At 57.6% G+C, this 24109-nt stretch carries 23 protein-coding genes; 16 read left to right on the plus strand and 7 right to left on the minus strand.

What is annotated here, in order from left to right; genetic code table 11:
* Nucleotides 1–243 precede the first annotated feature (243 nt).
* The 3 genes from FHT87_RS03425 to FHT87_RS03435 all read left to right on the plus strand — a co-directional run bounded on the left by FHT87_RS03425 (nucleotide 244) and on the right by FHT87_RS03435 (nucleotide 4540).
* On the plus strand, nucleotides 244–1668 hold the full coding sequence (locus FHT87_RS03425) for a phosphomannomutase (RefSeq protein WP_183725379.1): 1425 nt from the start codon (nucleotides 244–246) through the stop codon (nucleotides 1666–1668).
* Between the two features lie 43 nt (nucleotides 1669–1711).
* Nucleotides 1712–3139, plus strand: a complete 1428-nt coding sequence (locus tag FHT87_RS03430; RefSeq protein WP_183799465.1) for a mannose-1-phosphate guanylyltransferase/mannose-6-phosphate isomerase — start codon at nucleotides 1712–1714, stop codon at nucleotides 3137–3139.
* 84 nt (nucleotides 3140–3223) lie between these two features.
* Complete coding sequence (locus FHT87_RS03435) at nucleotides 3224–4540, plus strand: UDP-glucose/GDP-mannose dehydrogenase family protein (RefSeq protein WP_183725383.1); 1317 nt, start codon at nucleotides 3224–3226, stop codon at nucleotides 4538–4540.
* Between the two features lie 337 nt (nucleotides 4541–4877).
* Here FHT87_RS03435 and FHT87_RS03440 read toward each other — a convergent pair whose 3' ends face one another.
* Nucleotides 4878–8102 carry a heparin lyase I family protein gene (locus tag FHT87_RS03440; protein WP_183725392.1) on the minus strand — a complete coding sequence of 1075 codons (3225 nt, stop codon included), beginning with the start codon at nucleotides 8100–8102 and terminating at the stop codon, nucleotides 4878–4880.
* A 252-nt stretch (nucleotides 8103–8354) separates the two neighbouring features.
* Here FHT87_RS03440 and FHT87_RS03445 point away from each other — a divergent pair, with 252 nt between their 5' ends.
* From FHT87_RS03445 to FHT87_RS03470, 6 genes are read left to right on the plus strand one after another with little or no spacing between them, the layout of a single operon-like run.
* Nucleotides 8355–9614 carry an ABC transporter substrate-binding protein gene (locus FHT87_RS03445; RefSeq protein ID WP_183725394.1) on the plus strand — a complete coding sequence of 420 codons (1260 nt, stop codon included), beginning with the start codon at nucleotides 8355–8357 and terminating at the stop codon, nucleotides 9612–9614.
* 60 nt (nucleotides 9615–9674) lie between these two features.
* Nucleotides 9675–10544, plus strand: coding sequence for a sugar ABC transporter permease (locus FHT87_RS03450; protein WP_183725396.1), 870 nt, complete (start codon nucleotides 9675–9677; stop codon nucleotides 10542–10544).
* Complete coding sequence (locus tag FHT87_RS03455) at nucleotides 10534–11343, plus strand: carbohydrate ABC transporter permease (RefSeq protein ID WP_183725398.1); 810 nt, start codon at nucleotides 10534–10536, stop codon at nucleotides 11341–11343. Before FHT87_RS03450 ends, FHT87_RS03455 begins: the two co-directional genes overlap by 11 nt.
* A gap of 24 nt (nucleotides 11344–11367) precedes the next feature.
* Entirely contained in the window at nucleotides 11368–12117 is a 750-nt protein-coding gene (locus FHT87_RS03460) for a glycerophosphodiester phosphodiesterase family protein (RefSeq protein WP_183725399.1), read from the plus strand.
* Nucleotides 12114–13154, plus strand: coding sequence for an ATP-binding cassette domain-containing protein (locus tag FHT87_RS03465; protein WP_183725402.1), 1041 nt, complete (start codon nucleotides 12114–12116; stop codon nucleotides 13152–13154). Before FHT87_RS03460 ends, FHT87_RS03465 begins: the two co-directional genes overlap by 4 nt.
* A 56-nt stretch (nucleotides 13155–13210) precedes the next feature.
* Nucleotides 13211–14098, plus strand: a complete 888-nt coding sequence (locus FHT87_RS03470) for a MurR/RpiR family transcriptional regulator (RefSeq protein ID WP_183725404.1) — start codon at nucleotides 13211–13213, stop codon at nucleotides 14096–14098.
* Nucleotides 14099–14187: 89 nt separating this feature from the next.
* Here FHT87_RS03470 and minE read toward each other — a convergent pair whose 3' ends face one another.
* The 3 genes from minE to minC are packed head-to-tail and all read right to left on the minus strand — an operon-like array spanning nucleotide 14188 to nucleotide 16031.
* Nucleotides 14188–14445 carry a cell division topological specificity factor MinE gene (gene minE, locus FHT87_RS03475; protein WP_183725406.1) on the minus strand — a complete coding sequence of 86 codons (258 nt, stop codon included), beginning with the start codon at nucleotides 14443–14445 and terminating at the stop codon, nucleotides 14188–14190.
* Complete coding sequence (gene minD, locus FHT87_RS03480) at nucleotides 14442–15257, minus strand: septum site-determining protein MinD (RefSeq protein ID WP_183725408.1); 816 nt, start codon at nucleotides 15255–15257, stop codon at nucleotides 14442–14444. The genes minE and minD overlap by 4 nt, the downstream gene beginning before the upstream one ends.
* A 30-nt stretch (nucleotides 15258–15287) precedes the next feature.
* Nucleotides 15288–16031: a septum site-determining protein MinC gene (minC, locus tag FHT87_RS03485; protein ID WP_183725410.1), complete on the minus strand. Its 744-nt coding sequence runs from the start codon at nucleotides 16029–16031 to the stop codon at nucleotides 15288–15290.
* A 313-nt stretch (nucleotides 16032–16344) separates the two neighbouring features.
* Here minC and FHT87_RS03490 point away from each other — a divergent pair, with 313 nt between their 5' ends.
* Entirely contained in the window at nucleotides 16345–16974 is a 630-nt protein-coding gene (locus tag FHT87_RS03490; RefSeq protein ID WP_183725412.1) for an alpha/beta family hydrolase, read from the plus strand.
* A gap of 195 nt (nucleotides 16975–17169) precedes the next feature.
* Entirely contained in the window at nucleotides 17170–18438 is a 1269-nt protein-coding gene (locus FHT87_RS03495) for an acyltransferase (protein ID WP_183725414.1), read from the plus strand.
* Between the two features lie 63 nt (nucleotides 18439–18501).
* Here FHT87_RS03495 and FHT87_RS03500 read toward each other — a convergent pair whose 3' ends face one another.
* Entirely contained in the window at nucleotides 18502–18696 is a 195-nt protein-coding gene (locus tag FHT87_RS03500; RefSeq protein ID WP_183725416.1) for a hypothetical protein, read from the minus strand.
* A gap of 580 nt (nucleotides 18697–19276) precedes the next feature.
* Between FHT87_RS03500 and xth the strand changes: the two genes are divergently transcribed.
* Nucleotides 19277–20074 carry an exodeoxyribonuclease III gene (xth, locus tag FHT87_RS03505; RefSeq protein ID WP_183725418.1) on the plus strand — a complete coding sequence of 266 codons (798 nt, stop codon included), beginning with the start codon at nucleotides 19277–19279 and terminating at the stop codon, nucleotides 20072–20074.
* Here the strand turns inward: xth and FHT87_RS03510 are convergent.
* On the minus strand, nucleotides 20028–20324 hold the full coding sequence (locus FHT87_RS03510) for a hypothetical protein (RefSeq protein WP_183725420.1): 297 nt from the start codon (nucleotides 20322–20324) through the stop codon (nucleotides 20028–20030). The genes xth and FHT87_RS03510 overlap by 47 nt on opposite strands.
* 198 nt (nucleotides 20325–20522) lie before the next feature.
* Here FHT87_RS03510 and FHT87_RS03515 point away from each other — a divergent pair, with 198 nt between their 5' ends.
* The gene (locus FHT87_RS03515) at nucleotides 20523–21077 is read left to right on the plus strand and encodes a hypothetical protein (protein ID WP_183725422.1); all 555 of its coding nucleotides are present in this window, start codon (nucleotides 20523–20525) and stop codon (nucleotides 21075–21077) included.
* Nucleotides 21078–21147: 70 nt separating this feature from the next.
* Here the strand turns inward: FHT87_RS03515 and FHT87_RS03520 are convergent, their stop codons facing one another.
* Nucleotides 21148–21411 carry a hypothetical protein gene (locus FHT87_RS03520; RefSeq protein ID WP_183725424.1) on the minus strand — a complete coding sequence of 88 codons (264 nt, stop codon included), beginning with the start codon at nucleotides 21409–21411 and terminating at the stop codon, nucleotides 21148–21150.
* Between the two features lie 311 nt (nucleotides 21412–21722).
* Here FHT87_RS03520 and FHT87_RS03525 point away from each other — a divergent pair, with 311 nt between their 5' ends.
* The 3 genes from FHT87_RS03525 (at nucleotide 21723) to treS (ending at nucleotide 24086) form a co-directional block, all read left to right on the plus strand.
* A complete protein-coding gene (locus FHT87_RS03525; RefSeq protein ID WP_183725426.1) occupies nucleotides 21723–21986 on the plus strand; it encodes a hypothetical protein in 264 nt (87 codons plus the stop codon).
* Between the two features lie 12 nt (nucleotides 21987–21998).
* Nucleotides 21999–22373 (plus strand): GFA family protein, encoded by a 375-nt coding sequence (locus FHT87_RS03530; RefSeq protein WP_183725428.1) that lies wholly within the window; start codon nucleotides 21999–22001, stop codon nucleotides 22371–22373.
* 69 nt (nucleotides 22374–22442) lie between these two features.
* Nucleotides 22443–24086 carry a maltose alpha-D-glucosyltransferase gene (treS, locus tag FHT87_RS03535; protein WP_183799468.1) on the plus strand — a complete coding sequence of 548 codons (1644 nt, stop codon included), beginning with the start codon at nucleotides 22443–22445 and terminating at the stop codon, nucleotides 24084–24086.
* The last annotated feature ends 23 nt before the right edge of the window (nucleotides 24087–24109 follow it).

Below are 24109 nucleotides of genomic sequence, written 5' to 3' on the forward strand. Positions count from 1 at the left end.
AGCAAAAGTGTCTATACCCGCAATACGCAACGGTTGCAGCGGAATATTTTCCGTCTCGCAAAGGCGAGCAACCGTCATAAATCTGAAATTCATTAATATTAGCAAAAGCTCTGGTAACGACGCGTAAATGATGGCAATACTTCGCTTATGCCGCCGGCCGGTTTAACTATGTCCTAATTTTGCTGTTTACCCAAGCAAATCAGCACAGTAGAAACGGTTGTTCACAGCGCGAGGGTGTTTCGCATGAAGTTTGGGACAAGCGGCCTTCGCGGTCTGTCAGCGGATCTCAAAGGACGCTCATCGGCGCTCTATGCCACGGCTTTCGGCAAATATTTGCTGCAGAGCAAGAAAGCAGAACAGGGCGATGTCATCCTGATCGGGCGTGACTACCGCGACTCTAGCCCGGAGATCGCGGGCAATTGCGCCGGCGCACTGGCAAGCCTCGGATTCAAAATTCTCGACTGCGGTACCGTTCCGACGCCGGCACTTGCACTTTATGGCCTCGAGAGAAAGGCCGCGTGCCTGATGATAACGGGTTCGCATATTCCAGCGGACCGCAACGGCATCAAGTTCTATCGTCCTGACGGTGAGATCGACAAAGCAGACGAAGCCGCCATTACCCGGTTTGCAGCCGAGATCGAAGCCTCCGGCGAAGCTGTCGTCAGCGCGCCCGCCACCTGCGAGGATCACTCTGCGCCGTGCCTGCAGTTCTTCTTCGAGCGCAATACGGCCCTCTTGCCTGAAGCCGCGCTCGCCGGCATGAAGATCGGCGTCTATCAGCACAGCACCGTCGCCCGCGACCTGATGGTCGATATCCTCGCCTATTACGGTGCCGAGGTCGTCGCCCTTGGTCGGTCCGAAACCTTCATTCCCGTCGATACCGAAGCCGTTTCAGAAGAGACGATCGCCCTCCTGAAGGGCTGGGCTTTAACGCACGGCCTTGATGCGATTGTTTCCACCGATGGCGACGGCGATCGTCCACTGGTTGCCGACGAGACCGGAATGCCGCTGCGCGGCGATCTTCTCGGGCTGATCGCGGCGAACTTCCTGGGCGCCGGAACCGTCGTCACGCCAGTCACCTCCAATTCCGGCATTGAGGCGGCCGGGCCTTTCACCGTCATCCGCACCCGCGTCGGCTCCCCTTTCGTGATTGCCGGCATGGAAGAAGCGGTTGCCGCCGGCAAGGATCTCGTCATGGGCTTCGAGGCGAATGGTGGGATGCTGACGGCAACACCTTTCGATATTAACGGCCGTAATGTGCGGGCATTGCCGACACGTGATTGTTTCCTGCCGATGCTGGCGACGCTTTCGCTTGCTGCGATCCGCAGGGAGCCGCTTTCGGCCATTGCAACCTCCTATAAACTGCCCTTCGCCGCGGCCGACCGCCTTGAGAATTTTCCGGTCGAAACCAGCGCAGCCTTGATGAACTACCTGCGCGCATCCGATGCCAATCTTGCGGAGTTCCTGCAACCCATCGGGGAAGTCGGTTCAAAAAGCGATATTGACGGCTTGCGCGTGACGCTGCGTGATGGCCGCATCATTCATTTCCGTCCGTCCGGCAACGCACCGGAAATGCGGTGTTACGTAGAAGCTGAGGGCGAGACAGCCGCCTCAGACCTATTGAACGCCGGACTAACCCGAATTAAGCGCTGGGCAGAAGCCCGGTAAGCATGCGACAAACTTGGCCATACATTTCGAGGAAGAACATCCTATGACACAGAAAATCGTCCCCGTGATCATGGCTGGTGGCAAGGGTACACGCCTTTGGCCGCTCTCGCGTGCAACCGCACCGAAGCAATTCATCCAATTCGTCGGGGACAAGACGCTGTTTCAGGAGACTTTGGTCCGCGTTGCCGATCCGGTCCTTTACGAGGCCCCCATCGTCGTAACGAATGAGGATTTTCGCTTCCTCGTTGCAGAACAGGCCCGCGAACTCGATATTAAGCTTGCCGCCTTCTTGCTGGAACCTGTTGCCCGCAACACTGCTGCGGCAGTGGCAGCAGCAGCAACTCTGGCCTCCGAGCATTTCGGCAAAGACGCCATTATCCAGATGCTGGCATCTGATCACGAGATTCTTGCTGATGAAACCTATTTCGACGCCATCCGCGCGGCACGGGATGCAGCAGCCAAGGGCAAGCTTGTTACCTTCGGCATCACGCCGACCGAACCGGCGACCGGTTATGGTTATATAGAGGCCGGCAAACAACTTTCGGCCGGCACGCACGAGGTCAAGCGCTTTGTTGAAAAACCGGTTCGCGAAAAAGCCGAGGAAATGTTGGCCGCCGGTGGTTTCTACTGGAACTCCGGCATCTTCATGTTCCCAGTCACTGAGCTGCTTTCCGAAATGCAGGACTATGCACCAGATGTTCTGAAGGCAGCCAGCAAGGCTGTTTCCGGAGCGACACGTGATCTGGACTTTACACGTCTCGACGCAGAACAATTCGCAAAAAGTCCTGACATCTCCATCGATTACGCAATCATGGAAAAGACGTCCAAAGCGGTGGTCGTGCCGTCTGCCTTCAAATGGTCGGATCTGGGCAGTTGGGATGCCATATGGAAGACCGGCGTTCAGGACGAAAACGGGAACATTGCCGCTGCCAACACGACTGTTGTCAACACCCGCAACTCGCTCGTCATGACCCATGGCGTGCATCTCGCCGTCCAGGGCATGGACGATGTCGCAGTCATTGCCAGCGAGGACGCTGTCTATGTCGGCCCGCTGAAGGAAAGCCAGCAAGTCGGCAGCCTCGTCAAGCTGCTTGCCGGCCAGAAGAAGACGTCGAAGCTGACAGAGACGCATCCCACCTCCTATCGCCCGTGGGGCGGCTACACCTCGATCTTCAACGGCGATCGTTTCCAGGTGAAGCGTATCTTCGTGACACCCGGCAAGAAGCTGTCGCTACAGAAGCACCATCACCGCTCGGAGCACTGGGTTGTGGTGAAGGGAACGGCGGAGGTCACGATCGGCGACAACGTGCAGATGCTGCGTGAAAACGAATCGGTCTACATCCCGCTCGGCGAAGTCCACCGTCTCGCAAATCCTGGCAAGATCCTCCTGGAACTCATCGAAGTTCAGACCGGCTCCTACCTCGGCGAAGACGACATCATCCGCATTGTCGACGAGTTCGGCCGCTCTTAACATTTCCTTAAAACGCCATTTAGGCTTGATTTGTTGCGTTGCAGCATATAGCCCAAGTGGCGTTATTAACTTGGAGATAGCTTCATGCGTATCGTTATGATTGGTTCCGGCTATGTCGGCCTCGTTTCTGGCGCCTGCTTTGCCGACTTTGGTCACCACGTGACTTGCGTCGACAAGTCCGAAGCAAAAATAACAGCGCTAGAAGCCGGCGAAGTGCCGATTTTTGAACCTGGGCTCGATGCTATCATTCAGCAGAACCGTGAAGCTGGGCGCCTGGATTTCTCTAAAAATCTCGCCCCTTCCGTCGGTGAAGCGGACGTCGTCTTCATCGCTGTCGGCACGCCTTCGCGCCGCGGCGACGGCCACGCGGATCTGACTTATGTCTATGCTGCGGCGCGCGAAATCGCTGCCGCTGTTAAGGGCTTCACCGTCGTCGTTACCAAATCGACCGTGCCCGTGGGTACGGGGGACGAGATCGAACGGATCTTCCGCGAAGAGTTTCCGGAAAAGGATATTGCTGTCGTCTCCAATCCCGAATTCCTGCGGGAAGGTGCGGCTATCACTGACTTCAAACGTCCTGACCGTATTGTGATCGGCACCGAGGATGCCCGTGCGATCGAGGTCATGCGCGAGGTATACCGCCCGCTCTATCTCAATGAAGCGCCGCTCTACTTCTGCGAACGCCGCACCTCCGAACTCATCAAATACGCCGCAAACGCATTCCTTGCGATGAAGATCACCTTCATCAACGAGATCGCGGATCTCTCCGAAAAGATCGGTGCCGACGTCCAGAAGGTCGCTAAAGGCATCGGTATGGACAAGCGTATCGGCGACAAATTCCTGCATGCTGGCCCGGGCTACGGTGGCTCGTGCTTCCCCAAGGATACGCTCGCCCTCGTCAAGACCGCGCAAGACTTTGACAGCCCTGTCCGTCTCATCGAGACGACAGTCGCGATCAATGACAATCGCAAGCGCGCCATGGGCCGCAAGGTTATCGCCGCCTGCGATGGTGACGTGCGCGGCAAAAAGATTGCCGTTCTCGGCCTCACTTTCAAGCCGAACACAGATGACATGCGCGACGCGCCGTCGATCACCATTGTTCAAGCCCTGCTTGATGGTGGTGCAACGGTCCACGCCTACGATCCCGAAGGCATGGAGGCCGCAAAAGACATACTCGGCCCGATCACTTACGGCAAAGATCCCTATGAGATTGCCGTCGATGCAGACGCAATTGTCATTGTCACCGAGTGGGAGGAATTCCGCGCGCTCGACCTCAAGCGCCTCAAAACCGTTATGAAGGACCCGGTCATTGTCGATCTCCGGAACATCTATCCGGCAAGCGAAGTCGCCAAGCATGGGTTCGGTTATTTTGCCATCGGCAGAAAGCCCGAGAGAAGGTAGGAACGAGTTCCTGCTGAGCAGGGGCTGCGGAATTGATGATTCCCATCCGGCGTGCCTACTGCAGAATAGGAATAGCGAACCACCTTCGAAGGTGGTTCCGTTAGCTGCATTATGTGGCGCTGCCGCCTCAACCTTGCGAACAAAATGAAGCCACTGTCTCGGCCTCATTCAGCAACTACAATCCCGTTCTACGGCACAGGACGGGATTCGTCCGGCAGAAAGACAGGTCACGAGATCTCAATCTGTACAGGAGTTCGGCGTAGCGTAGGAATGGTTGAACGCTTCGCCGAATCTCCTAATGAGTTTTTCCATGCCAACGACGACGAGATATCTCTCCCTATACGAAGAGGAAGTCGTCAGAAGACAAGTTCGCCATCGCGACCTTGGAGATCAACACGCTGTTATGATCATCGAAGGTGATGAGTGTTCCTGTGGAGGTAGAGCTCATCAACGTATATAGGCTGGCGTAATCGTCCACCAGCGAACTGTCGAAGGCAATTCGGTCATGAATGGTCCCGCCATGCGGCTGAAAGCCGGAGATCGTATCCTGGCCCGCCTGATTGTGGAACATGAACGTGTCGTTGGCAATGCTCGATCCGATCAGTGTGTCTTTCACGCCCTCATGCGATGTCAGGATCACACCTTCGGCAAAGGCCGTCTGCGTATGGGCGCCGTCGACATTCGTCTTGTCGGTCCATTGTTTCTTGCCGTCGATACCATAGTGCGACTGCTCGATCGTGCTTGGTGACGCTCCGTCCCCGGCATAGACGAACAGGATGTAGTCGCGGGAATGGTCGGAATGCGTCGTGTCCGAGACCGTCTGTCGCCCATTGATGTCGAAGTTGCTGCTCTCCTGCGATCCATCTGCGTTCAGATGGTATGACTGGGAAATGGTGTGCGCAGCGTCTCCGTACTTACGGACGCTGTCGATGAGCTTGCCGGCAGCATCGTATGTCTGAATTTGTTGCGCGTAGTCCCTGCCGGTAATCGCAAGACTTGCCTCGACACGTCCACCATCGGCATAGCGGATGCTGTAGCCGGTTTCGTTTCCGGTGGCAGGATCAAACCGATGTGTCTCCTTCGAGCCATCAGCATTATAGACCGAGAACTCCTTGAGATGCTCATCGGGCGCATAAGTTTCCGTTTTGATCAGCTTCTGACCTGCCGCGTAGAAAAGCGCAGTTGTAAGCTGACCCGCCGTGTCAAAATTGCGGATCTCGCCCGCGCCGGTACTGTCGAAATGTTCGGTATGGGCGATCGTATGAGCCGGGTCGCCATACTTGCGCACGAGATCGGTGACCTTACCGTTGGAATCGTAGCTGATGATCTGCTCGGCATAATCCTTGCCGGTGACCGCTAAATTGGCTATCACGCGGCTGCCGTCCGCATTGCGGATCGAATAGCTGAGTTCCTTGCCAGTGTCGGCATCGTAGCGATGCGTTTCTGTCGATCCGTCGCTGTTTCGAATCTCCTGATAATAGGTGTTGGTTACGGGGTCGTAGGTGCCAAGGGAGGGATCCGGCACGAGGATATCGGTTCCGATGAGGTTGCCGGTGGCATCGTAATGGCTGATCCTGGCCACAGTCGTCGTGCCGGCAACATAGGTGGCTACGTCATAGGAATGGTCGGCAGCATAGAGCGTATAACCCGTGGCCGGACCGGTGCTGTTGGCATAGGCAAATACTTTCAGCGTCGGGTTTATTCCGAATGTCTCGGTGCTGATAAGCCTGCCGTTCTGGTCAAGCAGATCCTTCGAGATCATCGCGTTACTGGCGTCATAGGTGACGATCTGGCCTGAATAGGACTGACCGGTGATACCGAACGTGCCTTCGACATGCGACTTGTCCGGGTGCACGATCGAAAAACTCGTTTCCTGACCGGCGGTGTTATAACGGTGTGTTTCAGTCGTCCCGTCCGGTTCCCAACTGGCGGACAGGATCTTTATGTGCCCAGGCGCGAAACGCTCCTGAAGAATCAGTTTGCCTGCCGGGTCGTACGTATAGGCTTCTTCGACATAGTCTTTGCCGGTGATGCCGTAGGTGGTGCGGGTATAACTCTTGTCTGCGTTATAGATCGTTTCGATCGTTTTTGCCCCGGAGGCCGGATCGAAATAGGTGACAGTCTTGCGGGAACCGTCGTCGTTGAAGGTCTGCTCGAACTTCAGTCGGTTCAGGGAATCATATTGCTCGTACTCGATCAGGACGCCGTTCTTGGTGATATTGATATCCGACGAACCGTCTGTCTTCCAGGTCTGGGTCGTGGTGACGCCATCGGCGCCGATTTTCTGATCGAATACTAACTTGCTTCCGAGATATCGCTCGGATTCAATGACCTTGCCTTGCTCGTTGTAGATATAGACCTGCCGGTCATAGCTGCCGCCTGATACCGCCGTGCTGGTCTTGAAGGTAACATCGTCGCCTGCGATCTTGTTCAGGACGCCTGAATTTATATAGAGGCGCATCACATAATCGGAGGGAACCGTCAGCATATGCGTGTCGGTGAGGATGATCGATTGGACACTCGCATCCTTCATGATGCTGTCCATGCGTCCGACGATTTCTGCAGCCGTGCCGATCTCGATGCCCGCCGGGGCGGCGGTAATACCGTAGCGACCCGACGAATCGACCGCGACCGCGCTCAGACTATGCTCGCCCGTCGTCGCAAAGACGATGTCGGTCGTATACCGCCCCATGGCATCTGTTTCGGCGGTGGCGATCACCGTGCCGTTTTCGTAGATCACGACTGTCGTACCGAGCTTGGCGGTGCCGCTGATCGTTGCCGAATTAACTCCCGATGGATCGTGCGCGGCATTGCTCACTAGGACGGAAGGGGCTCCGATATAGGCGTCCGGATCGGGAAAGTTAACTGTGGAGCCAGTCTCGATATCCAGATCGCCGTAGACTGCTGCAACGGATTCCGTCGCGTTGGAATGGCGATAGATGCCTTCGGCCCAGTAGACCCCCTGGTCCTGAATGTAACCAAGCGGCCCCATATAGTCGACAATCGTCACTCCGTCGCGTGTTACGACAAGCCGGCCGTTTCCGTCAGGATCGAACGTGGCCTTGATATCCATGTCATAGTTGTGCCCACGCTGGATATCGTAAGCGTCGGTAAAGATCACCTGTTGAACCGGGTTGCCGTTAGCATCGCTGAAGCCGATGCTGATGCCCATCTTCTCGCCCGTTAGCGTGATGGAGAAGGGAGGAGGGACGACAAGCGCACCCTCGTGCACATTCTGATGAAGCTGGCCGAGCACCATGAAATAGGCCGTATTGGGCTGGCCGGGTTCGAGCATGAAGTCATAGGAAACCTGTAGCGGCGTCCCGTAGGTGATCGGTTGCCTGTCGGCGATCTCGATGCGCTCGGAGTCGTGATTGTTGGCCGCATCCCATGGGGCTTGGTCTCCGTCGTGCAGCTCGAAGCGGATGGCGCCGCTCCGCGGCACCGACAAGGAATAATCCTTGCCTCCACCCTGATACTCGAAGGGTTGGTCGTCCACTTCGATGGAATAATAGCCTGTAAGAGAGCTGTTCCAGTCTTCCGGCTGAATGATGGTGACCATTTCTCCGCCGCCTTTTGTTGTTGGAGGAATGCCAACAGGGTCCCAAAGGAATGTTAAGGAGGCCGAAAACAAAAAGCTTAAAATTTAATGTTTTTTTCTACAGCGCACGGTCGAATTGAAATAACTCAACAACCTTAAGTGCTTAAGGGGGCCTCAGTCACAAAAAATTCATGCAGGCTTCAAGAAACTGTTTCGTCCGCGGGCTACTCCTCGCCAAAACGGAATGCAATATTTTTTGCAGAGGAGAAAATTATGTCAAACAAATTGCAGAATACGGTCGCAGTCGGCGTTGTTGCCCTGATGTCCATGGTCGGTTCGGCACATGCCGATACGACGGTGAAGTTCTGGCACAGCTTCAGCAAATCCTCCGGCGAGGCGCTCAACAAGATCATCGCCAATTTCGAAGCCGCCAATCCAGGTATTCATATCGAGAGCGAGTTCGTCGGCGATTATAATGATATCGTCGCCAAACTGCAGGCCGCCATTCCCGCTAAACGTGCGCCTGATGCCGTCATCATGGAAGTCACCCGCTACGGTCTCTTCGCCGACCGCGGCGCCCTGATCGACCTTACGCCCTATTTCAATGCCGACCCGTTGAAGGACGACCTTTACGACTATGCGCGTGAGGTTGGCGTCTACAACGGCAAGAACTACATCGTGCCGTTCAACTCCTCCACGCCGGTCCTCTACTACAACAAGGATATCCTGGCGCGCGCCGGCTTCACGACCGAACCGCCGCTGAAGACTTTCGCAGATATTCTTGCCGTTTCGAAGACAATCACGGAGAAGCTCGGCTCGGAAGGCATCACCGGCATCGCGGCCCCCGGCCAGTTCGCCCGCTGGGGGCTCGTCATGTCCAATGACAGCGAGCTCATCGATTCCAAGACCAACGATATCCTGCTCGACTCGCCGAACACGATCGAAGCCTATCAGTGGATGGCGTCGCCGGTTCATGACCAGAAGGTTGCCTCTCCGGATGGCGTCACCGATGAAGATGTCGGTCGTGATGCTTTCTTCGCCGGCAAGGTCGGTATCTCTCTGAATTCCACGGGCGATTACGGCGGCGCCAAGAAGGCGCTCGGCGACAAGCTCGAAGTGCGTCCAATGCCCTGCAACAAGGTCTGCTCGGTTCCGATCGGCGGCGCCGGTATCGGCATTCTCGCGACTTCGCAAAAGGACGTTCAGGACGCCGCTTACAAGTTCATCAGCTATGCCGCCTCGCCGGAAGCCAATGCGATCTGGTTTGCTGCGACCGGTTATCTGCCGATCAACAAGAAGAGCGCGGCACAGCCAGTTGCCGCCGAAGCGCTTGCCAAGAAGCAGGGCATCGATGTTGCCATCAAGCAGCTCGAATTCGCCCATGGCCGCGCTCGTCCGCCCGTCGTCACCTGGATGCGCACGACCGAGTACAAGATGTGGGAAGCCATGGCGCTCGGCCAGCGCGATGTCACTGACACGATGAAGGACTTCGCCGCGCAGACCCGCGAAGAAGCCAAGCGTTCCAGCAACTAAGCCCCTCTCTTCGGCAAGACGACGGACCGTGAGGCCCGTCGTCTCAACTGTCTCGGTCCCATGCTGCGCAAACTCACACCCTATCTCCTCGTCGCACCGCTGATCCTCTTCATCATGGTCTTCACCTATATCCCCGTCATCACCAGTGTGAACCTCAGCTTCCGACACTGGGACTTCCTGTCGCCGACCATGCCCTTCGTCGGCTTCGAGAATTATCGCCTGTTGCTGAATTCGCGCGACTTCTGGAATTCGCTTCAGGTCACAGCGATCTTCGCGCTGATTTCCGTGCCGATCCGACTGGCCTTGGCGCTGGCGGTCGCAAGTTATCTCGTCCGCGAGACGTTGCCCTCACGCCTCTTGCGCGGCGCGCTCTTCCTTCCGTCGGTCACGTCAACCGTCTCGATCGCCGTCGTCTTCTCCTGGGTCTTTGCCACCGATTACGGCATGGTCAATGCCGCACTGACCTCGCTCGGTCTCGGCAAGGTGCAATGGCTGCAGGATCCGCAACTCGCCCTCTGGGTACTGATAACAGTCAATACGTGGAAACAACTCGGCTACGATATCGTCATCTATATTGCCGGCCTGCAGGCTGTGCCGCAGGAACTCTATGATGCTGCCGCAGTGGACGGCGGTCGGCGTTTCCATGTGTTCCGGCGAGTCACCGTGCCGCTCGTGATGCCGACCACCTATTTCCTGCTAGTGATTTCCGTCATCGAGGCCTTCCAGGTCTTCACCATCGTCAACATCATGACCCATGGCGGCCCTGCGGGTGCTACCGACATGCTCGTCAACCTGCTCTATCGCGTGGGTTTCACCCTCTTCGACATCGGCAGGGGTTCGGCGCTTGCCGTCCTGCTCTTCATCTTCCTGATTGTGCTGGCGCTGATCAAATCCTTCGTCATCGGCCGGAGGGTCCATTATGAAGCTTGAGAACCCGATCGTCACCGGTCTCGCGCTTCTTGCGGGGCTGATCTTCCTGTCGCCTGTGCTCTATTCCATCTGGATGTCGTTCGAGACGGCGCAGTCCTATTACACGGGCCAATATGAGTTCACGCTGGACAACTACGTTCGCGCGGTCGCCGAGTACAATTTCGCCCGTTATCTCATGAACAGCATCATCGTCTCGGGGCTTGTGACGCTGCTCGGGATCACGGTCGCGACCATGGCCGCCTTCGGCTTTGCCCGCTACCAGTTCCGCGGCGGCAACCTTCTCTTCGGTGCAACGGTCGCCACGTTGATGATCCCGAGCCATATCAGTCTGATCCCCAACTATCTGACGCTTGCCAAGGCAGGACTGCTCGATACTTATTCCGGCCTCATCCTGCCGGCGATATCGAATGGCTTTGCTGCCTTCTTCCTGCGTCAGTACATCAAGGGCATTCCCAAGGCGCTGGACGAGGCGGCCTATATGGATGGGGCAACGCCGCTGCAGGTGCTTTGGCGGGTGATCGTACCGATTGCCCGACCCGCCATCTTTTCGATGGGCCTCTACATCTTCATCACCGAATGGAACAACTACATCTGGCCGCTCGTCGCCGTCGGCAAGGAAGACCTCTACACGCTGCAGATCGGCCTTGCCCGCCTCTACCGCATCAATCCCGGTGAGGGCCTTGTCGACTGGCCACTCGTCATGGCCGCCTGCACCCTCAGCATGCTGCCCGTGCTGCTCGGCTTCCTGCTGGTCGAGCGCCATCTCGTGCGCGGCATCACGCTCGGCGCGGTCAAGTAGATCATGAAGAAGGACAAGCATAGAATGACACGCATCGCTTCGCACCGCGGCGGTACTCTCGAGTTCGGCGACAGCACGCCGCAAGGCTTTGCGGCTACGGCAAAAATGCCGTTGGAGGAGGTGGAATTCGACGTCCATCCCACAGCAGATGGTGCGATCATGGTCCATCACGACGCAACGCTGGACGGCACGACGGATCGCAGCGGCGCAATCGCCGCCATGAGCGAGGCAGAGGTTCGCGCGGCCATCATCAACTATGGCGCCGGCGGACATCCGATCTCGCTTGTCGAGCTCTGCGCCATCTATGCCGACAGTTCCGTGGATTTCCGCTGCGAGATCAAGCCTGGCGTCGATGGCCGCCCCTATGAGAATTTCGTGCCCCGCGTCGTCGAAACGCTGGCGCGCCACGGCATGCTCGAAAGGACGATCTTCTCCTCCTTTCTGGTGGAGTCGCTGGATGCTCTTTCCCCCGCCACGAGCCGGCCGAAGCTCTGGCTCGTCAGCCCTCCGGTGCTGCGTCAACTCGGGACCTCCGCGGTGATCGAAGTCTCGAAGGCGCATGACATTCCCGAAATCGGCGTCCATGTGGATACAGCCGATTCCGCGCTGATGGCCGAGGTCAGGGCCGCCGGTCTCGATTTCGGCTGCTGGGCGGCCCATTCGACCCGGCAGATCGAAAAGGTGCTGACGCTCGGCGTCAAGGTCTTCACGACAGACCGGCCAAGTCTTGCCATCGCCATTCGCAATCGCCTCGAAGCGGAGACCGCGCAATGAGTGGCATCACCCTTCGGGACATCAGAAAGTCCTATCCCGGCGGGCCGGAAGTCCTGCACGGCGTCTCCATGGATATCAGATCTGGCGAATTCATCGTCATCGTCGGCCCGTCAGGCTGCGGTAAGTCCACCCTGCTGCGCCTGATTGCCGGCCTGGAACGCTGCAAAGAGGGCGATATCGAGATCGGCGGCCAGCGTGCGAATGATCTTGCCCCGCAGGACCGAGACATCGCCATGATCTTCCAGAACTACGCGCTTTATCCGCACATGACGGTGCGCGAGAATATCGCCTTCGGCCTGGAACTGCGCGGCATGCCGAAGGCCGAACGCAATGTTCGGGCCGAAGGCGTGGCCAAGACGCTCCAACTCGAACCCTATCTTAACCGAAAGCCGGGCGCGCTTTCCGGCGGCCAGCGCCAGCGGGTAGCGATGGGCCGCGCCATGGCGCGCAACAGCTCCATCTTCCTGATGGACGAGCCGCTGTCGAACCTCGACAATGCGCTGCGGGTCGCCATGCGCACCGAGATCAAGGAACTGCATCGCCAACTCGGCGCCACCATCGTTTACGTCACTCATGATCAGACTGAGGCGCTTTCGCTCGCCGATCGGATTGCTGTCATGAAGGACGGCGACCTGCTGCAGTTCGACACGCCGGAAGCAATTTACGATCGGCCGCAGAACCGTTTCGTCGCAGGCTTCCTCGGCGTTCCCTCAATGAATTTCCTGCCTGTCGAACATCTGCCCGGCTGGCAGGGCCGGCTGGGCCTGACGGCAGGGCTCAGGCCCGAATCCATGGCGATATCAGCCGAAAAACCGCATGAGCCTGCCCTGCCTGTCCGCCTCATGCTGTCGGAGATGACGGGTTCTGATATCATTCTGCATTGCGACAGTCCGGCCGGACGCATCACGCTCACCAGCCCACGCAAGGACGTGCCGCGCCATGCCGACAATTTCTGGGTCATGTGCGACCTTGACCAGGCTGTGTTTTTCGATAACCAGAGCGGGAGCCGCGTCGATCTTTCATCCGGAGATCGTTGAATCTAGAAGCCGCTGGCCGGGTCAAGTTCGCAAGCAGCGCCGCAAGAAGTGATGCAATGGAAAGACAGAACGAAATTCCGCAACTTCTCGGCGATCTTATCAGCCGCAACTCGACAAAGCTCACCGAGGCTGATACCCGCCTTCTCGATGTGATGATGCAGGATCCGATCCGCGCGGCAATGGAGAACGGCAAGGCCGTCTCCTTCCGTGCCGGCGTGCATCCCGCCTCGGCCGTGCGGCTTGCGCGCCGTCTCGGTTTCAAGGGTTATCCCGAATTCCGGACCTTCCTGCAGGCAAGCCTCATCGAAGGCGGCGGCGATTTTGAAAGCCCGGCTGCACGCATGGCCGCTCGCCTCGTCCAGGCGGAAGAAGGCGGCGTACTCTCTTCCGTACTCGACAGCGAGATTGCCGCGCTCCAGCAGGTGCGCAACGCCGTCGCCGATGCCAATGTCAGAGGATTTTCGGAGATCCTGCGCGATAGCCGTCGCGTTCTCGTCTTCGGACGCGGCCACTCCGCCGCTCTCTCCTCGCTGATTGCCCTGAGGCTCAATCGCTCCGGCTATCCGTCGGTCGATCTAGCAAGCCAAATGCATCTGATCGCCGAAGCACTGGCAACGTTGGGACCTGGCGATGTCGTCTGGCTGCTCGCCTTCCGTAAGGCTTCACCGCTGATCCATCAAATCAGGGAGATTGCAGCCGAAAGAGGCGCCAAAGTCCTGGCGCTCACCGATCTGCTCAGCGCGCGCATCGATCCTGTGCCCGATTGCCAAATTTCGGTTTCCCGCGGTGAAGCGGGTGAATCCCAGTCGCTCGTCGTTCCGATGACGATCGCCAATGCGGTCATTCTCGATCTTGCGGCCATCGATGACGGACGTTCGCTGCGCGCGCTCAGCGCCTTCAAGGCTTTCCGCGCGGATTGCGGTCTGTCGCCGGTCATTCTGTGACTATAGCCATCTGTTGCCTATAATCATCAAGATGATGATCGAGCACTATTTGGGAGACATTTCTGTCTCCCAAATGATCTGTTCAAGCATCAGGCTGCCCGAGCGGCCTTGGCGGGAATCTCTACATCGATTTCGAGGATCGAGACGTTTTCGCCGCGATCGATTCTAATCTGCAGACGGTCCCCTTCGATTTCGACGTGTTTGGCGATAACCGCAAGGATTTCCTCTCTGAGAACGGATACGAGATCCGAACCGGGAGACGCGCGTTCATGCGCCAGAAGTACCTGCAGACGTTCGCGCGCGATCGGTGCAGTTTTCTTCTTCTGAAAGAAATCGAATACGCTCATGCTGCCCTCCGTCCGAAGATCTTGCCGAACAGACCGCGCTTCTCGCCGGGTATCGTCACCGGGAGAACCTCGCCATTCAGGCGACGGACCGCCTCAAAATAGGCTTTTGCGGGCGCGCTGTTCTGGTCCGCAAGCGTTACCGGAGCGCCGAGGTTGGACGCGCGCAGCACATCCATGCTCTCCGGGATGATGCCGAGCAGCGGGATCGACAGGATCTCGAGCACGTCATCCACCTTCAGCATGTCACCGCGTTCGGCGCGGGTGACATCATAGCGGGTGAGAAGCAGGTGCTTTTCAATGCGCTCACCCCTCTCCGCCTTTTCCGTCTTGGCGTCCAGAAGGCCGATGATACGATCGGAATCGCGCACCGAGGAGACTTCCGGATTGGTGACGACGACGGCGATATCGGCATGGCGCATAGCCAGCGTTGCGCCGCGCTCGATACCAGCGGGACTGTCGCAGATGACCCAGTCGAAATGCTTCTTCAGCTCGTTGATGACGCGCTCGACGCCTTCTTCGGTGAGGCAATCCTTGTCGCGGGTCTGGGATGCCGGCAGAAGGAACAGCGTTTCCAGCCGCTTGTCGCGGATCAGCGCCTGGGTCAGCTTCGCGTCGCCCTGAATGACATTGATCATGTCATAGACGACGCGACGTTCTGCCCCCATGACGAGATCGAGATTGCGAAGACCGACGTCGAAGTCAACGACGACAACCTTCTCGTTCCTCTGCGCCAGCGCTGCCCCCAACGCTGCAGTCGAGGTTGTCTTGCCAACGCCACCTTTACCCGAGGTTACAACAATGACCTTTCCCATATCCCTCTCCTGTTTCAACCATTCACCCTGTTAAATCAGTCGCGACGCCATGATCGCGTCGTTCTCAAGCCATAATTGCGCGGACTGACCGCGCAGCTCGGCCGGCAGGTCGTCGGCCGTCTTGTAGATTCCATCGATTGCCAGAAGTTCGGCCTCCAGCTTGCGGCAAAAGATGCGCGCCGCCGAGTTGCCGACCGATCCGGCAAGCGCCCGTCCACGAAGCGCGCCGTAGATATGGATCGAGCCGCCGGCGATCACCTCGGCACCCGATGCGATGGACCCGATGACAGTCACATCACCTTCGGGAAAGATGATCGACTGGCCGGAACGCACCGGCTCATGCAGCACCAGCGACGACACAGGGGCGCGGACAATCGGTGCAGCAATCTCCTGCACCTCTGCCGGCTTCGCCTTACGCGACGCCTGCCCTTCGGCCTGGACCTCTGCTGTCGGCACGTCCACATCCGCTGCCGGACGTCCGCCAGCCATACCCGGCGGCATGCTGGCGTCGAGCTGCGACGGCCGCGCGCCTTCGATGCCCATCACCCTGACATTGCGCTCACCGAGAGCCTGAACCATCGCCTTCAGCGCGGCACGGTCCAGCGAGAGCTCGGTGACGTCCAGAACAACTGGCCTACCGAGGAAGAACCCGGCAGAGCGAGCAGCGAGGTCGTCGAGACGAACGAGCCAGTCCTCGAACGGCAGATCGGGCGTCAGCACGACTGCAAGAAACGATCTGCCTTTGATACGAATGGAGCGTGCGTCGGTTAACACGTTAGTAAACTTGGTTAATTTCGATTTAAAAGCTTTAGCTGCTTCATGGTTAACAAATCGTTAACACGAGGTCGACGGGACCAAAAAATGGCCCTCCGAAACAGCGGCGACCCGTTCACCGAATTTCGCACCTCATGCCAGTTGCAGCTTAGGTTCTTCCAAAAAAATCAGAGCTTTCCTCGATTTCACACGCAATAGGAAACGGGAAGATCGTCCTTCGAGCGAAATGCCAGCTCTTGCTAAAATCGCATGTTCGCCCGCAGAGTAATGCTACCAGTATGATGGACTCACAATCAGAGCATTCGGAAAAGGAATGACCAGCTTTTTGATCACAGGGCCGGAAACGGCCACCTTCACGATCCTCCTGGCTCATGGCGCGGGCGGGGCGATGGATTCTGCGTCGATGACGGATCTATCGAAAGCACTCGCAGACGGCGGCTTCCGGGTAGCGCGCTTCGAGTTCGCCTATATGGCGCAGCGTCGCCTGACTGGAGCGGTCAAGCCTCCCCCGCGTGCCGACCACCTGCTCGATGAATATCGCACGGCGATCAGCGAACTAAACGCCGGCAAACTCATCATCGGTGGCAAGTCGATGGGAGGCCGCGTTGCAAGCATGATCGCCGATGAGAGTTTTGCGGCGAAGAAAGCCCGGGGCCTGCTTTGCCTCGGATATCCGTTTCACCCGCCGGGAAAGCCGGACCAACTTCGCACCGCGCATCTGGAAGGCCTGCGCATGCCCACACTGATCTGCCAGGGAACGCGTGATCCCTTCGGATCAAGGGAAGAGGTCGCATCCTATAAGCTCTCAGGTGAGATTGATCTGCTCTGGCTGGAAGATGGCGACCACGATCTCAAGCCGCGAAAGAAGATCTCCGGATATTCCGCAGGCGACCATTTGCGGCGACTGTCCGAGTATACGGTAGCTTGGGCAATGCGACTGTAGCGAACGGACCAACGCTCGCCGCACGCGACATTTCTTCCCATATCAGCCGCTTCCTCAAAATTTAATCTTATTCAGTAAACACTTTTAAAAGTTTGCTTGGTCGAATGCCGCCTCGCGCATCAGCGCAGAAATCAGTTCCTGAACAAAGCGGTTCTCAATTGAACACGCGCTTTGTCATCCGGCGGGAAGTCAATCATGGGCGCGATCGAAGGCAGGAAGATTGATGGCAATCTTTCCATCTATCTTGATCTGCTGCGACTAGGCGCAGCCGTCGTCGTATTTCTCTCCCATGCGCATGTTTTCCTGCTCCCCTCCATCAAGATCGGCCCTCTTGGTTGGGGGCGGGAGGCTGTGGCGGTCTTCTTTGTTCTCTCCGGATTTGTCATCAGCTATGTCGGACGGGTGAGCGAAAAGGAATGGCGCATATACCTCGTCGCCCGCCTCGCTCGAATAATGCCTGTTGCTCTGCTGGCAATCGCGGTGATCTTTGCGGCCGACAGCATCGGAATGCACCTCAATGCCTCTTATTATGATGTCATCAACACCGGATTTTTCACTCCGGTATCAGTCGAATCGGCACTGGCTTATGTGACCTTCACGAACCAATTGTGGTTCGCACATGTCGTTTTTGGCAGCGGCGAACCATACTGGTCGTTGGGTTTCGAAGTTCAATACTACCTGTTTTTCGGGCTGTTCGCCTTTTCGCCGCGGCACGCGAAAATCCCGTTGCTGTGCCTCTGGGCCGCTGTCGCCGGCCCGAAAATCCTGATGTATATGCCGCTGTGGCTCATGGGCTGGTTGACGATGAAATGCGTCATCGAACGTCCGCCATTTCGGCGCCCCATCTCCATCGCGATGATCGTCGTATCGCTCGTGCTGTTCTTCAGCCTGAAATTTTTCGCCGATCGCACTGCGACCAACATGTACGAGACCTGGTCACTGTCTCAGGAAGCGATCAATTTCGTCTACTTCAACCTCATCGGCGTTGCCGTGGTCCTGCACCTCATCGGTGCGGCATCGTTGCTCTACCAGGCTCCGGTACTGTTCGAGAAGACAGGCCCGGCGATCAGATGGCTGGCTGGCGGCAGTTTTACGCTCTATCTTGTCCACCAGCCGCTCATCCTCATGTGTGCGGCCTTCCTGCATCCGGTGGAGGAGCATGTTCCGATGGCGGCTGCCCTGCTCGTCGCCTGCTTCGTTCTTTGCTTCCTGTTGGCAGAGGTAGCGGAACGCCGAAAGAAGTTCTTCGCCTCACTCATCGTAAGTCTGCTACCGGTGCTATCGCGAACGGGCCAGAAAACACGCGTCAATATTGCTTCTGACACCGCCTCCTCAGGCGATACAGCACCGGCGACTTCACAGCTCATTCGAGTTCTCGAGGAAATGCAAAACGCTCTCGATGGAGAGGAAAAAGTGGGCGGCGTTCATGATGCACAACCTAGCGACCGCGCATCGCGGGCTTGAGCGATCGAACCTCCAACGCCTCTCGGATCGCCTGATCTGATGCACTCGCAACCATCTTCCACCTCAGTGAACACTCGGGAGCTTCACCGCGGAGGCGAAATCCTCCGCCACCAGTTCGCTAATCGCGATCAATGTTTCCTCGATCGTAAAACCGGAGGCGACAGTCGCCTCGATCAGATCCTGCAGATCCGGTCCGATAGCCTCACGGCAATCGTCAAGCCTGTCGTCGGAAACTGTCAGACTACGCAACTCTTCCATGATGTCCCTTTCCAGAATAGTGAGCCGGAATAGCCGCCGACATATTGCGGCGGCGCTGTTATTTATCAGCCTGTGGACGGCGCGGCGTCTTGCGGCTGGCAGAAGCCCTTCGCGCTTCCGCTGGCATCCCTCGACACTCATTCTGCGCGAATGGCGCAATCGAAGGGCAGCCTTAGGTGAAACGATCAGAGGGTCGCGCTTTGCGATCACGCTGCGCCAGCGCAGCGGCAATCTATGCTGAACCAGCCACTGGTCGATGTTTGCGAAAGTCTTGGCCGACCGCGCATCCTCTCCTCAAGAGGAGATCCTGTGGTCTTGTGGGTCCCTGCCCAGCCGATACGGGCGATCTCACGTAAGTAAGAGCGATATGGCGGTCATGCAAGGCAGCGCGGTCCGCCTCAACAACAGGCCAACGGGAACTTTCTGAAGCTACGCACATTCCATTCGCCGAGTGCGGGCCGTGTCAACCGGACGCGACAGGGATGGCGAACATGGCGATTTTTCCGGTTTCCCGCCATGGCTAACGAAATGGCAGACGAGCACCCGACCTGTCCGGTCCGCCTCGCCGTCTGGAGGTCGATTGAAAATAGCCACCTATAATATCAACGGAATCATCGGCCGCCTTCCGATACTCCTGCGATGGCTGGAAGAAGATGCGCCAGACGTCGTCTGCCTTCAGGAACTGAAGACTTCCGATGATAAATTCCCGCAACGGGAGATCGAACGTTCAGGCTATTGCGCCGTTTGGCATGGTCAAAAAAGCTGGAATGGTGTGGCGATCCTTGCGAGAGACGTTTTGCCGGTGCTCACGCGGCAAGGTCTGCCGGGAGATCCGGACGACAGCCACAGCCGTTACATCGAGGCCGCCATAAATGGCCTGTTGATCTGTTGCCTCTACCTTCCAAACGGCAACCCTGCACCCGGCCCCAGGTTCGACTACAAGCTGCGCTGGTTTGATCGACTGCATCAGTATGCCGGAGAGCTTCTAGACCTCAAAGTTCCGACCCTGCTCATCGGCGACTTCAACGTCATGCCGACAGACATGGATGTCTATTCCCCGGCACGATGGCGCGATGATGCCTTGTTCAGACCCGAGGTCAGAAAAGCCTATGCCAGGCTGGTTCAACAGGGATGGACGGATGCGCTTCGCCACCTTCACCCGAACAAGCGGATCTACACCTTCTGGAAGTACTGGAGAAACTCATTCGAACGGGACGCGGGACTGCGGATCGACCATATTCTTCTCAGTCCCGACGTCGCTGGACATCTTCGCTCTGCCAGCGTTCGGCGCAATCCGCGGAGCTGGGAGCATACGAGCGATCATGCGCCCGTCATGATTGAGCTCGACCTGCCTTACGCGACCGGCGGGAATCGGTAAATCCACAAGTATAGAGCGCCGGCGAAACCTCTTCGTCCGCACGATCGGGAAAGAGTTGGCGGCGCATGCGATCGAGGGCCTCTGCTTCCTTGCGCGTTCTTGCAAGCAGATCGGTGGTGACATCACCGTAGCGTAAGCCATCCGCCGGGGCGACGCCGACAGTACCGCCGCTCGACAGGAAGTCACAGAAGGATCGCACCGATCGAAGACGCGTGGTGATCTCGATATAGTAGCTATCGTGTCCGGCCATGCTCATCTCCCTTCGCTCTCAAAGGTTAACGCGCACTGCGTCAATATGATGGCACTATTCGCGCCTTTCAGCGGTACCATACCGAAAGCACCGCGTCATGATCGCGGCCATTGGTTATCGCGCCCGCACAGGACGTTATTCTCTTTTGGAAGGAACATTCACCCGCCGACCGCCTTTGTCCCCTCAAGGAGAATTGCCATGGCCAACGCTCGGACCACCTTCCATGAAGTCATCTCGGAAATCGAGGTGCTCGCGACTTCGAATGCAACAGACCATTCCGGTCGCTGGACGGTCGAATATCTCACTCGACGCGAGATCTTCTATCAGTTTTCGGGAAATCGCAGTCTCGAAGGCGGGGATGCGACCGGGCATCGGTTTGACGGTACACGCGATACACTGACGGCCTTGCCCGCAAATCTGCTCGTTCCCGCCATCGCCGACTTCGACAACAATACGATCATGGCCTTCTACATCGGAGCAAGCACGTCGGTAGCGGCAATCGCGCGGGAAGCAGTCGATTGCTCCGTGCGGGCGCCGGAGGTCCTGCTGGTGGACATCACCATCGATGACGAAGATCTGCTTGCAGACACAAGATCCCTGACAAGATTGGCATTCGTCGGGCTCGATGCCAATGAAGGATGGTCGCCGCTTGTTCCATGTGCAGACGTCCTGAGCATCAGCGACATGCTCCATCCGTTCTGGTGCCACGGCAGACAGGTGGCGCGAAGAGGTCTACTGCAGATCAGGATCTGACGAGCGATGTCGCGCCAACGGTTCAACGTCCTGCCGCTGGTCCTGTTTTGAGCGACCGCCGGATCGTCGCTCAGTCAAATAATTCACCCCGTCCAATCTGTCCTTGCTTCGCATCGATATCGCTGATTGCCGGATCGTCAGCGGGATCCGGGTCACTGGTGTTTGCGTCTTTGAGAGACCGCGCTGCCTCAAAGAGCGCCACAGCCATTTCATCCGCGCCCCAACCCGCGGCATTAGCATCGGCGATAAGCGCCTCCAGGGCAACGCGGGCGGCATCGGTCGCTTCCTGAAAACGACGGGTGGGATCATTGCTTGTCGGTACTGGAAAATTCATATCCGTTCCTTTCGAGGGTTCGAACAAGATGTGGTGCTTGAAGTGAACGCAGCGGACCGCAAATAGATGCGTCGATCGTCTCGACGCGCGACCAGCAAGCCACGGCTATGTCGCCCACTGCTTCTCAAGAAGGCATATGTTCTTCGACGGATGCCGGCGGAGCGAAGGCCGGAGTAAACCATTCGGTAAGGCGACAGTGCGGAACCGAAGGAAGGGAGGCTCCGGAACCAATCGCCAGCATATCGGTTGATACACTGATCTCCATGCTACGAGAGAAGCGAAACCGGCAGAATGGCCGGAGGGAGGTTTCGATGGATCTGAACGGAGCAAAGGTGACGCATCGGCAGAACGCCTGGCATGTCGATTTCTTCGGCGACGCCGGTGAGCAGCTGACGGTGCGCCTTCCCGAGGCGGCGGCGCTGAGTGAAGAAGACGCAATCGATCGCGCCAGGGAAATGATGGTGCAGCTCACGCCCTTCGGTACCCGAGGCGGCGAGCCAAGCCTCAATCGCTACGACAGTTTGAGCAACGGCAATTTCGACGACGATCAACCGCCTTTCGGGGTGAAACATTGAGGGAGGCCTTGGATGACCATACGTCACGGGAGCTGCAATTGCGGCAAGGTGCGCTATCAGGTGGAGGGCGAACCGAAGCGCGTCGGGCTTTGCCATTGCACTGACTGCCGGCAGGAGAGCGGCGCAGCCTTTACCTATTACGCGATCTGGCCGGCGACCGCCTTCAAGACAACGGGAGAAACCGCAGTGCATCAAGGCCGCCGTTTCTGCCCGACGTGCGGGTCGCGGGTTTTTGCCTACGACGAAAACGAGGCCGAGATCAAACTCGGGACCCTGCAGGATGCGCCGACCAGCCTCAAGCCCACCTATGAGCTCTGGATCAAGCGGCGCGAACCTTGGCTGCGGCCGGTCGAGGGTGCGGAACAGTTCGTGGAAGATCGAATTTGATAGGTGTCCGATGTCGAAGTTCGGCAATCCAGGACACCAGGTGAGTCAGCGGAAGACCAAGGGATCTCGATGTCGGATAATGGGCTGCAGCATCCTCTTTGGCACAAAGATGCAATCATTTATCAATTGCACGTCAAATCTTTTTTCGATGCCAATGGCGACGGGGTCGGCGATTTTGAGGGATTGACGCAGAAGCTAGATTATCTGGCGCAGCTCGGCATCAATACCATCTGGCTACAGCCATTTTACCCGTCACCGGACAAGGATGACGGGTATGATATTTCCGACTACACGGGCATCCGGCCGGAATTTGGGACAGTCGATGACTTCAGCCGGTTTGTCGGGGAAGCCCACGCGCGGTCGATCCGGGTCATCGCCGAGCTTGTCATCAACCACACGTCCGATCAGCACCCTTGGTTTCAGCGGGCAAGACAGGCGCCTCCCGGTTCGCCCGAGCGCGCGTTCTACGTCTGGTCGGACACTGACAAGAAATTCAAGGAAACCCGCATCATTTTCGTCGATGCCGAGAGGTCGAACTGGACTTGGGATCCTGTGGCGAAATCCTATTTCTGGCATCGCTTTTATATCCATCAGCCGGATCTCAACTATCGAAACCCGGCGGTTGTCGAAGCCCTGCTGAACACCATGCGCTTCTGGCTGGATCTCGGCGTCGACGGTTTTCGGCTCGATGCCATTCCGCATCTTGTCGAGCGCGACGAGACGCGCAACGAAAACCTGCCCGAAACCCATGCTCTTCTGAAGCATATCCGAAAGACATTGGATGCCAGCTACCCCGGCAAGGTGCTTCTTGCCGAGGCCAATCAATGGCCGGAGGAAGCGCGCCAATATTTCGGCAAGGGCGACGAATGCCATATGGCTTTTCATTTTCCGCTGATGCCGCGGATATTCACGGCGATTGCCAAAGCTGACAAGCAACCGATCGTCACTATCATCGGTCAGACATATGACATTCCGAAGAGCTGCCAATGGGCGATCTTCCTGAGAAATCACGATGAACTGTCGCTGGAGATGGTCAGCGAAGAGGAACGCAATTTCCTCTGGGATACCTATGCTGCAGACAAACGGGCGAGGCTCAATCTCGGCATCCGCCGCAGGCTAGCGCCATTGATGGGCCAGGACCGCAGGCGCATAGAGCTCCTGCACATCCTGCTCTTATCATTGCCGGGCAGCCCGGTGCTCTATTACGGCGACGAACTGGGGATGGGTGACAATATCGACCTCGGAGACAGGAACGGGGTGCGCACGCCGATGCAATGGGCGCCAGACAGGAACGCCGGCTTTTCGACTGCGCCTGAGGAGAAGCTTCCGCTGCCGCCGATCGACGATCCGCAATATGGCTTCAGGGCGATCAATGTCAGGGAGCAAGACAGCGATCCGCATTCGCTGCTCAACTGGCTTCGCCGCATTCTGCGGCTGCGCACCGCGCACCAGGCCTTTGGGCGGGGAGCGATCCGCTTCCTCGAAAGCGGTAACCCGGCGGTCATCGCCTATTTGAGGGAATATGGTGAGGAGAAATTGCTCTGCGCCGCCAACCTGTCGGACGCGTCCGTCGCCGCCGACGTGCAGCTCGTCGGGTTGAGGGGCCGCACCCCCGTCGAACTCATCAATGGCGAGGCATTCCCCGAGATTTCCGAAACCGACTACCGGCTGACCTTTCAGCCCTACGGTTACTATTGGCTGCGCCTCGATTGAACTTTTGGCTCAAAATGCCTGAT

This window comes from Rhizobium sp. BK316 (genome assembly GCF_014193695.1).
Taxonomy (GTDB): Bacteria; Pseudomonadota; Alphaproteobacteria; order Rhizobiales; family Rhizobiaceae; genus Rhizobium.